Annotated in this window: 10 protein-coding genes and 1 pseudogene; 2 read left to right on the plus strand and 9 right to left on the minus strand. The window is 37.0% G+C overall.

The genetic code is table 11. From position 1 onward, the window contains the following. Positions 1-44: 44 nt before the first annotated feature. Entirely contained in the window at positions 45-995 is a 951-nt protein-coding gene (locus tag ACFX4W_RS15740; protein ID WP_043979383.1) for an ABC transporter substrate-binding protein, read from the minus strand. Between the two features lie 262 nt (positions 996-1,257). On the opposite strand from ACFX4W_RS15740, the gene ACFX4W_RS15745 reads away from it, so the two are divergent. Both ACFX4W_RS15745 and ACFX4W_RS15750 read left to right on the plus strand, forming a co-directional pair. Continuing rightward, on the plus strand, positions 1,258-2,127 hold the full coding sequence (locus tag ACFX4W_RS15745) for a permease (protein WP_043979385.1): 870 nt from the start codon (positions 1,258-1,260) through the stop codon (positions 2,125-2,127). A gap of 16 nt (positions 2,128-2,143) precedes the next feature. Beyond that, positions 2,144-2,980: a TIGR03943 family putative permease subunit gene (locus ACFX4W_RS15750; RefSeq protein WP_028408025.1), complete on the plus strand. Its 837-nt coding sequence runs from the start codon at positions 2,144-2,146 to the stop codon at positions 2,978-2,980. 38 nt (positions 2,981-3,018) lie between these two features. Here ACFX4W_RS15750 and ACFX4W_RS15755 read toward each other — a convergent pair whose 3' ends face one another. The 8 genes and pseudogenes from ACFX4W_RS15755 to ACFX4W_RS15790 all read right to left on the minus strand — a co-directional run bounded on the left by ACFX4W_RS15755 (position 3,019) and on the right by ACFX4W_RS15790 (position 12,612). Continuing rightward, positions 3,019-5,787, minus strand: a complete 2,769-nt coding sequence (locus tag ACFX4W_RS15755) for a bifunctional diguanylate cyclase/phosphodiesterase (RefSeq protein WP_043979388.1) — start codon at positions 5,785-5,787, stop codon at positions 3,019-3,021. An 86-nt stretch (positions 5,788-5,873) separates the two neighbouring features. Next, positions 5,874-6,401 carry a GNAT family N-acetyltransferase gene (locus ACFX4W_RS15760; protein WP_280559317.1) on the minus strand — a complete coding sequence of 176 codons (528 nt, stop codon included), beginning with the start codon at positions 6,399-6,401 and terminating at the stop codon, positions 5,874-5,876. Positions 6,402-6,510: 109 nt separating this feature from the next. Next, positions 6,511-7,062, minus strand: a complete 552-nt coding sequence (locus tag ACFX4W_RS15765; protein ID WP_013056190.1) for a hypothetical protein — start codon at positions 7,060-7,062, stop codon at positions 6,511-6,513. 341 nt (positions 7,063-7,403) lie between these two features. Further along, positions 7,404-8,165: a serine hydrolase gene (locus ACFX4W_RS15770; protein ID WP_237074687.1), complete on the minus strand. Its 762-nt coding sequence runs from the start codon at positions 8,163-8,165 to the stop codon at positions 7,404-7,406. A 14-nt stretch (positions 8,166-8,179) separates the two neighbouring features. Further along, positions 8,180-9,187, minus strand: coding sequence for an ABC transporter ATP-binding protein (locus ACFX4W_RS15775; RefSeq protein WP_043979393.1), 1,008 nt, complete (start codon positions 9,185-9,187; stop codon positions 8,180-8,182). A 12-nt stretch (positions 9,188-9,199) separates the two neighbouring features. After that, positions 9,200-9,316: pseudogene (locus tag ACFX4W_RS15780) on the minus strand (peptidase); the annotation flags it as partial. A 106-nt stretch (positions 9,317-9,422) separates the two neighbouring features. Further along, positions 9,423-11,231, minus strand: coding sequence for a reverse transcriptase domain-containing protein (locus ACFX4W_RS15785; RefSeq protein WP_377238817.1), 1,809 nt, complete (start codon positions 11,229-11,231; stop codon positions 9,423-9,425). Between the two features lie 580 nt (positions 11,232-11,811). After that, positions 11,812-12,612 carry a C40 family peptidase gene (locus ACFX4W_RS15790; RefSeq protein ID WP_377560541.1) on the minus strand — a complete coding sequence of 267 codons (801 nt, stop codon included), beginning with the start codon at positions 12,610-12,612 and terminating at the stop codon, positions 11,812-11,814. Positions 12,613-12,632: the final 20 nt, after the last annotated feature.

Genomic DNA, 12,632 nt, shown 5'->3' on the forward strand with positions numbered 1-12,632 from the left:
AGAATAGAATAACTATTCTCGCCTCTTTGTCAGACTCTGTTATGTTACTGCTGCTTATTGTTTAGTAACTTAACCGTATCTTTTCCAATTGCCTCAGCTGAAATCACTCCTCGGAATCTTGTCCATAAATCACGGTCTACTACAAAAACTTTATCATTTTTAACAGCTTTTAAATTTTTCCAAAGAGGATTTGTTTTCCATTCATCCGTTACAAGTTTACCTTCGTTATTTGCTAGGATTAAAATATCTGGATTAATGTCTGACAACTGTTCTAAATTCATCTCAGCATATGCTTCTTTGTCTTGTACAGCGTTCTTCAATCCTAGCTTTTCAAGGAACTCTCCGTCATAAGAAGAAGATGTATGCGCTTGGAAAGAAGTATCTCTGACAACTGCTGGTAAGACTGTCTGACCACTTTCTTCTTTTAACTCATTTTTTAATTTTGAAATTGTTTCTTCATGCTCATTTAAGCGCTGTTGTGCTTTTTTTTCTTTTCCTACTGCTTTCGCAATTGTTTTAAATGAATCTATATTTTCTTCATATGTAGATTCACGACTTTTCAATTCAATTGTAGGTGCAATTTTGTTTAATTCTTTATAGATTGCTTTATGACGCTGCACATCGGCAATAATTAAGTCCGGCTGCAGGGAACTAATTACTTCTAAATTTGGCTGTTGACGTGTTCCTACTGAAGTATAATTGATCTTCCCATCTACGAGTTTTTCAATCATATCTTTTTTGTTGTCGTCTGCAATTCCTACTGGCTTCATTCCTAAACCTTGCAAAGCATCTACAAAGGATAGTTCAAGCACAACTACTTTTTTTGGATTTTCAGGAACTTTTGTTTTTCCCAGCTCATGCTGCACAGATATCTTTTGACTATTATCTGAATTTTCTTTTGATGAATTTTGAGTTGACCCGCATCCTGCTAGAACAAATAAAATAGAAACAATAGCAGCTACACTGGCAAGTCTAATCTTTTTAACTTGCTTCATTTTAACGCTTCCTCCTATGTATATACTCTGTTTGACGCTGATAATCATTATCATCAATGTTATCTGTTAATTAAAGGTGCGTCAATAGTTTTCTCGTAATATGGGACATTTCTTGAATAAATAACAGAAGAATCCTTTTAATCCCTTTCTTGAAAAAGCTTTATTCCCTCCCTTTTTTACGATACACTATCTGTAAGTTGACCATATTCAACTTTATTGTACTAACGCACTTTTAAATAATCTTAATTTTGGAGTGAAGATAGTGAATTCGTCTCTATTACAAATGAATACTATATTTATTAGTATTCTCATTGAAGCCCTTCCCTTTGTATTACTGGGCGTGATCATTTCAGGAATTATTCAAATTTTTGTAACTGATGAAATGATGGCTCGAGTTATTCCTAAAAATAAAATAGGTGCTGTCCTATTAGCTAGTGTGATTGGAGCTCTTTTTCCAGCCTGCGAATGTGGAATTGTTCCTATTACTAGACGTTTAATGGCAAAAGGAGTTCCTCTTTATGCTGCTATTCCTTTTATGTTAACAGGTCCTATTATTAATCCAGTTGTTTTATTTTCTACCTTTGTAGCCTTCGGTAATGATTGGAAGATAGTATTGTATCGTGCAGGAGTGGCTTTTATTGTTTCCTTACTTGTAGGTTTCATTTTAAGTTTTCAGTTTAAAACACCTCAGACGAAACGTGAGGTTCACCTGCATACTTCCCCCAAAAAAATGAGTGCGAAGGTTTCAGAAGCTACCCGTCATACTATTGATGAGTTTTTTTCTGTTGGGAAATTTCTGATTATCGGAGGATTAATTGCAGCCGGAATGCAGACGTTTGTTAAGACATCTACTCTATTTTCATTAGGTCAAGGCGATGTTTCATCAAACGCGGTAATGATGGGACTTGCATATGTATTATCGCTTTGCTCTTCTGCAGATGCGTTTATCGCTTCCTCGTTTCGCAGTACGTTTACAGACAGTGCTATTGTTTCATTCTTGGTATTCGGCCCAATGTTTGACATTAAGAATACGCTGATGATGCTAGGCCAGTTTAAGACTAAATTTGTCTTTACACTTTTGGCTTATGTCTTTATTTTAGTACTTATTGTTTCGATCTTAATTGTTCATTAATAAGGAGGGATTTAGCATGATTCGTATTTTAATTTTAATAGGGTTTACGTTCATCTTCATGCACCTTCATGCAACTGGGGATATCTCAAAATATATTAATATGAAATATTCTTGGATTTCATTTGGTACTATCTTTGTACTTTGGTTTTTAACTATCGCAGAATTAATCTTTTACATGATAGGCCCTAAAAAACATGATGATGATTGTAGCTGCGGATGCGCCCATAACCATCAAGAAAGCAAATGGAAACGAAGAGCATGGTACCCAATTTATATTTTACCTGTATTCACTGTCTTATTTTTACCTGTCGCAACTCTTGATTCTAACATTGTTGAAGCTAAAGGATTTCATTTTCCTATTTATGATAAAAAAGATCCTTATTCTTCTCATCAATTTTTACAGCCGGATACAAGTTCTTTTTACGGCGAAGAAGCCTATGACCAAATGATTCATCATGACCTTAAAAAATTTTCTAAAGGAGAGAATATCAACTTAGAAGATGAGGAATTTTTAAATGCAATGGAAACTATTTACCGATATCCTGGTCAATTCAGTGGCAAAACCATTTCATTTAAAGGATTTATGTATCAAACGAAGGAGCTAAAAAAGAATCAGTATTTTCTCTTTCGCTTTGGTATTATTCATTGTATTGCAGATTCAGGGGTGTTTGGAATGCTCATTGAGTTTCCAGATGACGCTGCTTTTAAAAATGATGACTGGGCAACTGTTACAGGTGAAGTCAGTACAATGTATTATCAGCCGTTCAAAAAAACCATTCCTGTTTTGAAAGTAACAAAAGTGAAGCGGGAGCAGGCTCCAAAGGACCCTTATGTATATCGAAATAACCAATAATTAAAAGCCGTTCTTTTAAATAAGAACGGCTTTTTACATTAATGAACAAATTCCATTTTTTCTTCGATTTTATGAAATTTCTCATAAAATTCCTCCGCTGAAATCGGTTTGGAGAAATAGTATCCCTGCACTTCATCACATTTTTCTTTATGAAGAAGTTCTACTTGTTCAACTTCTTCTACACCTTCTGCTACGACGGATAGTTGCAAACTTTTGGCTAGTGTAATAATGGCTCTGACAATCGATACTTCCGTTGTATTAGGATCTAAATCTTTAATAAAAGACCGGTCAATTTTCAGCGTATGAATAGGCAGCTTCTGAATATAGCTAAACGAGGAGTATCCTGAGCCAAAATCATCAATTGAAATAAATACTCCTGCATCTTTTAAGATTTGTAGCTTTTCGATTGTTTGCTCAACATGCTTCATCGTTACACTTTCTGTAATTTCAAGTTCTAAATATCTTGATTCTAACTCTACTTCACGCAAGACACCTAACACATAATCAACAAAATCAGTTGTGCCAAAATCCACGCTTGATATGTTCACACTCATTTTTAAGGGAGGAAGTCCTTGAAGCTGCCAATACTTATTTTGATGGCACGCTTTTTTTAATACCCATTTCGTCAGTGTAACAATAACGCCTGTTTCTTCAGCAATCGGAATAAATTCTGCGGGAGAAATGACGCCCATCTCGGCATGAGTCCACCGGATTAAAGCCTCCACTCCAACAATATGGCCACTTTGAATATTGACTTTCGGCTGATAGTGAAGCTCCATTTCGCCCAGCTCAAAAGCCTTGCGTAACCCATCTTCAATTCTCATTCGTCGCGTAGTATGAACCTGCATTTCTTTTTGATAAAACAGATAATGATTACGCCCTTGTTTTTTGACTTCGTACATCGCTAAATCAGCATGGCGAACTAGCACTTCAAGCAATTTTCCATCTTTAGGAAATAAACTAACTCCGATGCTTACCCCTAAATAAACATCTCTCGATAGCACTACAAAAGGAGTGGATAAGCAGTCATTTAATGATTGACAGATTTTTTTCACTTCTTCATCAGTCCTATCATGCAGTAAAACTAAAAACTCATCTCCTCCAAAACGCGAAAGCACATCTTGGTTTCTTATGCAGCTCTTCATTCGATCAACAACCTGAAGCATAAGCTGATCTCCAGCATGATGACCAAGCGTGTCATTTACCTGTTTGAAACGATCTAGGTCTAAAAATAAGAAATGAAGCTTTTTTCCTGAAGCAGCTGCTGAATCAATGGATTTCTCTACAATGCTTGAAAACATACTTCGATTTGGTAAATCTGTTAGCATATCGTGAAAAGCCATATATTGAAGCGATTCTTGAGCTTTTTTCTGTTCCGTTACATCTCTAGTTACTGTCTGAAAAAGCGTCTCTCCATTAATTTGAATGAGCGTAGATTTTACTTCTAAAAAGAGTTCCTTACCTAACGCATTAAACATTTTCAATTGAGCTAATGGAGATCTTGGCTCATCATTTCTATCCTTTACTGCCTTCAATCCTTTTTTAATATCGGGAACTTGTTCAGATGAAAAGAAATCATATAACGATTTACCAACGAGCTGGTCTTCCGTTACTCCTAAAAGCTGAATCATAGCATCATTCACAGACACGACCTCTTCTTCTCGATGGACCATAATTGCCAATGGAGAGGAGTAAAACAAGTTTTCATAGCGATTTTTTGCTTCAATCAACGTTTTTTCCGCTTCACGCTCTTGCGTCATATTGCGGATATACAACATATACTCAACCGTCTCTTCAATTCCTACCGCCATCACCGTTATCTCAACCGTAACTTCTCTATTACTTATCAAAAGGGAGTGCTCAGTTCGTCCATCTTGTAGAGAAGAAAATTCGTAGAAGGGCAGCAGCTTAACAACATTACTCCCGATTACATCTGATGCTTTAAGAGAGAAAAGCGTTTCCGCTGCATAATTGAGCGATAAAACATGTCTTTTTTCATCGATCACCAAAATAGCATCCAGAGCGGATTCAAAAAAAGCCCATTTTAAAACTTCTTGTTTTTGTACGCGTCGATCCATAAAAATGGTTAAAAACACAGCCGTAAAGAGGCAGACAATAAAAAAAACAATAACGACGGATAAATATATTGGATTTAAGGCAAAACCGTTTGAGTGTTCAGACATTGACATTCCTGAAAAAGAAGCTGCCTGCATGCCCGTATAGTGCATACCTGCAATAGCAATGCCCATAATAGTAGAACAAATAACCTTAGCAAAAACGGTAAGCTTCCCTTCATTTAGCTTTGAATAAAAACCAAGCCACAAAGCTGTATTAGAAGCAGCAACAGCAATAAGAATAGAGAGAAAAACGATAAATGGATCATACGAAATCATAATTGGCTCCATAGCCATCATGCCCAAATAGTGCATAAAAACAATTCCCGCTCCCATAAAGCTCCCTGCAATGATAAGTGCTTTTATACTTTTCTTTTGTTTGTGAATGAGGTAGAGACCTATATAACATCCCGTTATCGCTCCCAAGATTGAGAGAAGAACAAACCATAAATTATATGAAACATCTACGGGCAGGTGAAAAGCAAGCATGGCGATAAAATGCATTGACCAAATGCCTATCCCCAATGTAAATGCCCCGCTGATTAACCAAAACTGAATAAATTTTGCCCGGGAAATTTTCACACGATTAGCTAACCCAAAAGAAGCGTACGCCGCAGTAATAGCGATAAGGAAAGAGAGTGTAACGAGTAACTCATTGTACGTCCCTTCTAGTAAATGTGTATGATGATTCATTCATGACCTTCCTTCAATTCGTTCTTTTCTTTGTTATCGGTTAAGGCCTAAAAATATTTACTATTTCAAAAGAACTTATGCTTGATTTACTTCTTACCTTTTGAACGTCCTGACAATATCGCGCTCACTTTTTCCTTGTTGACAGTGTATAAACAAGTACAATCATCTGACTCATACGCCTCTTCTAGTTGAAACGAAAATTTTTTTAAAAGAGTAATTGAATCTTTATTATTAGGATCAACTTTTGCTTCAATTTCTTGTATACGAAACTCTTCAAAAGCTTTTTCTAGCAAAAGGCAGAGCGCTTCTGTCATGAGACCTTTTTTCCAAAAAGGTCTGCCTAAATCATACCCAATCTCTGCTTGCTTTTTAACATAATCAATACGGTTTAGACCGCAGGTTCCAATGATCTCATCGGAAGTCTTTAATCGAATAGCATAGCGTGTTGCTTTCCCTTCTTTCGTCAAACTTTGGAGAAGTGCAATCATGCTTTCCGCTTGATAAAGCGTCGCAAAGGGCTCAATATTCATATATCTAGTAACCTCTTCATCCGACCAATATTCAAAAACTTTAGAAGCATCTTTTTTTTGAAGAGGAGATAAATATACCCTCATCTATGTTCTCCCTCCTTTTGGTGAATGATGAAACAAGACATTTTCATCTGCGCCTCTTTCACATCTTAAAAAATCTCACATGGTGCACGGAACATGTGAGATTTGACATTTAACTATTTTTTGATTGTGCATCGCGCAGCTGCGTATATAAACGATTAATTGCTACAGTCATTGACTGTTCATAGGAATGATGATCATAATAAACGGCTATATTTTTTAACATTTCATACGTTTGATGATCAAGCTGCACCTCAAGCGTAATTTTTTCGTCAATTGTTGCTGTTTGCAAATGATGAGGCAAGTCCTCTTTTGTAGACACTTGCTCTGCAATATGAATTGCTTCTTCTACTGTTTCAATTCGGCCGTACTGATGCACCCATCTTCTGCCCATTTCAATTGTATCTTTTACAAACTGACGATTGGTAATGGTATCTTTAATATTAAATTGATGATCTGCCACATATACAGATTGATACAAGATGACACTGATCACTTCGTCTTTTAAATTTAATTTTCTCAGCTCATCAATTAAATCCGCTATATATTTAGGTAATGGACTAAATGTCCCTCGCACTTCCTTAATTAAATCCATAGCAATGGATTCAGTTGAATTGCGTTTAAATGCTTTTATAATATCTATCATTACATGTTCGTTTGCCATACATACACCACCATTTATGAATCGAATAATTTCATGCTCCTTGCTGTTTTGCATAGACATTCACTATTCGTTTAAAATATATACTATTATTCTATTATATAAAAAATATGAATAAGTTGGTATAGGATGAATGATTTATCATTATTTTTTCATAAAATTTTATGAAAAAGAACATGTTTATCTATTACTAGCACAAATCCAGCACAGCAAACAACGATCTCGCCAAAATCTGAGAAGATAAGTATTTATTATTAGTAAATGTGAGTTTTTCTTTGATAGAAGACATTAAATAAAAGGGAGCAAACCAATTCCGCTTATTGAAGTATATGGTCAAAAGATTTTTAGATGTTAGATGACAGAAGATATCCAATATCAGCAATTAATCTCCTTCCCTGTTCATTGTCACTTAGTCCATCTATCAAAACAACGGCATAATATGTTTCGTTACCTCGCATGAGAATAGCACTATCATGTTCTGCTCCCTGTAGTTCTCCAGTCTTATTCGCAGCTTGAAACGCTGATCCTATACGTGCTGGAAGCTTATGCTGAAACTGCTGCATTTCTAACATTCTCATTATTTTTTCGCGACTAGATTTTTGCAAAAGGTTTCCTTCATATATTTCCCTTAGACACTTTACTACGTCAGAGGCACACGTATAATTATCAATCCCTTTTTCAACAGCGATTTCGTCCATCATATAGCGGTTTAAAACGGTTTTCTTTAATCCTAGATTTTTAGCACATTCGTTAATTTTTTCAAATCCTACTAAAGAAATGAGTTCATTTGTAGCTGTGTTGTCAGAAACAATTATCATAAGGGTAAGCAGCTCTTCTACTTTAATATGTGTTAACCGCGGAAGAGCTCTAAGTACGCCTGCTCCGCCAACCGTGTTTTTTTCCATTCTTTGAATGACAGATGTTAAAGCCAAGATGCCCGCATCAATTTGACGAAACGCTTCTATTGCAAGCAGCAGCTTGATTGTACTTGCTGCTCGTTGTTGGATAAAAGAATTAATCTGTATGGATTCTTTTCCTTCAATATGAATACGTATAAGTCCATTATTACTCCGCTTCCATGTAGTAACTGCATCTTCGATTTTCATTCTCGCTCTTTCCATCATTTTGTCGCAGCTGTTTCAATATAGTTGTTACTCATTATCTTTTGATTGTATAAGTGACAGGATACAAAGTGATTGTCTTCAACTTCCTGCCACTCTGGCTTTTGAGTCTTACAGGCTGCTACTGCAAGAGGACAGCGCGTATTAAACACGCAGCCAGAGGGCGGGTTAATTGGACTCGGTAATTCTCCTTTAAGAACAATCCGCTTCCGATTATCCTCCACGTCAGGATCAGGGATAGGAATAGCTGACAGTAGAGCTTGAGTGTAAGGGTGAAGCGGTTTTTGATACAGCTCCGAACTTGTTGTTAATTCTACTAAATGCCCTAAATACATAACTCCAATACGATTGCTTATATGCTTTACCATCGACAAGTCATGTGCAATAAATAAATAGGTTAACCCTTTTTCTTTTTGGAGTTTTTTTAATAAATTAACTACTTGAGCCTGTACAGACACATCTAAAGCAGAAATAGGTTCGTCTGCAATAATGCATTCTGGATTTAGTGCTAAAGCTCTCGCAATCCCTATACGCTGGCGCTGCCCGCCGCTGAATTCATGAGGATAGCGATTGGCATGATCACGGTTTAGCCCGACATCTTCTAGCAGCTCATACACGCGGTTCAGCATCTCTTTTTTATTCGAATAAAGTCCGTGAACCTCCATTGGTTCTGAGATAATCTCCTTCACGGTAGAACGAGGGTTTAGTGAAGCATATGGATCTTGAAAAATCATTTGCATATTACGATGAAAAGCAAATTTTTCTTTCTCTGATAGCTCATGCACGTTTTTCCCTTTATAAAGCACCTCTCCTGATGTACGGTTATACAACCCAATGATTGTTCGCCCCGCAGTTGATTTTCCGCAGCCGGATTCACCAACAAGTCCAAAGGTTTCTCCTTTTGAAATATGAAAAGACACGCCGTCTACTGCTTTCAAAACCTGCTTATTCGTAATCGAAAAATATTTGCTCAGCTGCTTTACTTCTAACAAATGCTTCGCTGTCATAACTGCCACCTCCTAATAATAGCGCCGGGCTGCGCACAGCTCTTCTTCATAAAGCGTTTCTTTTAATTCAATCAGTTCAACGGTTTTACCTGTTTTAGGTGAATGAAGCATTTTTCCTTCACCATAATAGTAAGGTAAGAACCCAGCGCCTTTTCGCATCACTACGATAGGTTTCCAAGAACTCCCCTCCGAACCGTACGTACACCTCTCGGTGTATACGGCTCTCCACTTAACCTTAGTCTAGCTTTCCATTATGCAAATCTCGATGACACTCATGACACAGTGCTACAGTTTTACGTCTTCTTCCAATCATCCACTTTTCCCATTTGGCTTTTCCTTTTAGGTCTTTGATTCTCCTAATGTGATGCATTTCAAGAGGAATATTTGTTTTACCACACCACTCACATGTAGTTGCTTTAAGCCTATCTATCAGGCTTGTTTCTCCTTTATTTTTTTGCTCGTTCACTAATAAGTCATATGATTCATTAGCTTTGATTTTCGTGTTACAGGTGAAACCTTCAGAGTACAACATACTCTTCTGTACTCCTTTTTTCGTGGAATAGGTTACTGTAAACACTCCATTTTCACAGTACTTATTAGTAATTTTATTTATGGATGTTTTATATTTATTAGCGAACGTTTTATACATACTATATTTCATGTGGTAGTAAAACTTATTAAGTACACTCACGTTTTTGGCTAACTTATAGTAGTTATACATTCCTCTAATTTGGGCATTGTAGATTTGAAGAATTTCTAAATCATCTAGATGTATTAGACTAGTTCTGTGTACTGGTTTCCAAGTGCCATTTGGCGTTATTTTTAAAACCCTTAAGTCCTTTAGTTTATCAACCCATTTTTCGTGCGGAACATTTAACGTGCATGTATAGGACTTAGTTCTTCTCATTCTTCCGTCCTTGCACATTTTCCGATCTTGGTTTCTTGAAATCATCACATCATACCCTAAGAAACGAGCTGGATCACTGGAATGAGTAATCAATGTTTTCTCTTGTGAAAGGTTTAGCTGGAGGTCATCTTTGAGAAATTCAGCTAACTTTTGTTTTACTTGTAAAGCCTCCTGCTTATCCCCAATCATTCCTATCAAGAAGTCGTCCGCATACCTTGTATAGTACATCCGTTTGAAGTCTTCGTCGTGCGGCTTTACGACAGGTGTATTGCTCCGTTCTTCCCTTAGCTCTTTAATCGTAAGTATGATATCCCTCTGTTTATCTTCACTAAGTTCTTCCTCTTGTAGAACCTTCCTTAACTTGGTCAATTTTTTATTGATTTTGCTATAAGTAGGATTTACTTTCCTTTGGATACCTTTATTGAACTTAGTTATTATTTGCTCTACATGTTTGTCGAACTCATTTAGATAAATATTGGCTAAGATAGGACTGATAATTCCACCTTGCGGTGACCCACTATATGTTTTGTGGTATTCCCATACCTCTAGGTATCCAGCACGAAGGAACTTCCAAATGAGATTAATAAACTTCTCATCTTGAATTCTTCTTCTCAAGATACTAATGAGTTTATGATGATTAATATTGTCAAAGAAACTTTCAATGTCCCCTTCTATAAACCATCTTGTTCCATCAAAGTGTTTCTTAATTTCCATTAGTGCTGTGTGGCAACTTCTGTTAGGTCTAAATCCATGAGAAGATTTAGAAAATGTTCCTTCATAAATTGATTCAAGTATCATTCTAACTACTTCTTGAATTAACTTATCATCCATTGATGGGATACCTAGTGGTCTACGTTTTCCATTTTTCTTTGGAATATATACTCTTTTAACGGGTTTAGGTTGATAAGACTCAGTTTTTAACGCCTCAATGAGATCATCTATTCTTTTAAGACTCATTCCATCTATGGTCTTTCCATCTACACCCTGTGTCATATTTCCTTGTTTTGCATAAACCTTTTGATATGCAATATAGTAAAACTCAGGATTATATAAATTTCTGTAGAGGCGCTTATAGATGTAAGTAGAGTCTTCAGATTTAGAAGCTAGACTGTTTAATACGCTACTTGGACTTCTCATGAAGCCTCACGCTCCCTCCATATATTGTATTAAACGATTAAGCTGCTTCCCTTCGCCATGTAATAGGCTTTCCCTATCTCCGACTACTACGGAAGCTCCGTTACCCTATTGAATTTTCATGAGCCACATACCTTGCTTTTTACCACTTGGTATCATCCTCAATAGCCTAATTAGTAGGCGTTTCAACTTAGGTAATCCCCTTTTAGTACTCTAAGGATAGCTTGTTATAATGTCGGATGTGACGTTCGTCCTTTTCCCTTCATTAGGGCTGCGTAACTCTGAAACACTCGGAAGGACTCGGCATTTATTAGTCCTCCCCTTGAGTTATACGACGTCTTCTAGTTACCTTTCGTCGTAAGCCATGTTATACTCGCTCGGGCTGCCATTCAAGCAGTTTAGCTTTCATCCTTGTTTATAACATTTCGCCTTGCTATTCAGTCTTACCATGGTAACTTGGTAACTTATAGCTTTCCTAACATGCTACACTCCCCATTGGTTTCCCATCCGGATAAGTTAGGTGACGATAGGCTTTCTGTGTTCTTTGCCTACTACCTTGCTAAGGTAGAATCCTTTTGAGCCCTTAAGGGCGCACAATACCAACATGGTGGATAGACCCTTCACCTTTTTCATGAGCGAAAAACAGCAAATCTCCAGGTTGAATAGAGGCTAACCCCACTTCTTTTCCTTGCCTTGCTTGATCGGTTGCATCCCTTGGAATAAGATATCCGTTTGCTTTATGAGTAGCATAGGCAAACCCGGAACAATCATATCCCCAGGCACTCATGCCACCCCATAAATATGGAAGATTCAAAAACTGTTCTCCTGCTGCAATAATCCTATCCCCAGTTCCTTTTACTTTACGGTTTCTATCCTCTATTACAACAGCATCTTGACGTTTTATTCTCCCACTGCCAACCGGCGTTTGAACTTCTAGCCATTCTTTATCTTCTTTTAAAAGAGGCAGCTGCGTTTGATAACTAATTTGCAAGGCTTCTTCCGCTAGGTGCAGGGTCGCAATCGTTGCTGATACCACCGCCGTTGGTTTATTCAACGGAAAATATTCAGTTTGAGAAATCAGTTGGTGAAAAGGAACCCACCCGGGATATCCTCTTTCATCTTTAGAAGAAAACTGAGAAGGAATAACGATTTTTGCCCATTTACCTTTCATTTCTGTTACATATACTTCTTCTCCTAGTAACAGCTGCGTTTGAACTAAATTTTTCTCACAAAGCTCCAACCGGCGTGTATACGTTAATTGTTCTAGCCATTTATCCAGTTTTACTGGGACACTTATTGCATTGTCATCTATTTCTCTGCTAGAGTCATAGGAAGTCCAAACAGTCGCCACAGCTACACAAACGTAATACGTTTTTTTATCCATCACCTATTTATCCTCCCCGC

This window comes from Priestia sp. YIM B13489 (assembly GCF_042787645.1).
Lineage (GTDB): Bacteria > Bacillota > Bacilli > Bacillales > Bacillaceae_H > Priestia > Priestia megaterium.

Coding starts and splice junctions, on each gene's coding strand:
- ACFX4W_RS15740 (WP_043979383.1), bottom strand. CDS start 995: ATGAAGCAAGTTAAAAAGATTAGACTTGCCAGTGTAGCTGCTATTGTT.
- ACFX4W_RS15750 (WP_028408025.1), top strand. CDS start 2,144: ATGATTCGTATTTTAATTTTAATAGGGTTTACGTTCATCTTCATGCAC.
- ACFX4W_RS15755 (WP_043979388.1), bottom strand. CDS start 5,787: ATGAATCATCATACACATTTACTAGAAGGGACGTACAATGAGTTACTC.
- ACFX4W_RS15760 (WP_280559317.1), bottom strand. CDS start 6,401: ATGAGGGTATATTTATCTCCTCTTCAAAAAAAAGATGCTTCTAAAGTT.
- ACFX4W_RS15765 (WP_013056190.1), bottom strand. CDS start 7,062: ATGGCAAACGAACATGTAATGATAGATATTATAAAAGCATTTAAACGC.
- ACFX4W_RS15770 (WP_237074687.1), bottom strand. CDS start 8,165: ATGAAAATCGAAGATGCAGTTACTACATGGAAGCGGAGTAATAATGGA.
- ACFX4W_RS15775 (WP_043979393.1), bottom strand. CDS start 9,187: ATGACAGCGAAGCATTTGTTAGAAGTAAAGCAGCTGAGCAAATATTTT.
- ACFX4W_RS15785 (WP_377238817.1), bottom strand. CDS start 11,231: ATGAGAAGTCCAAGTAGCGTATTAAACAGTCTAGCTTCTAAATCTGAA.
- ACFX4W_RS15790 (WP_377560541.1), bottom strand. CDS start 12,612: ATGGATAAAAAAACGTATTACGTTTGTGTAGCTGTGGCGACTGTTTGG.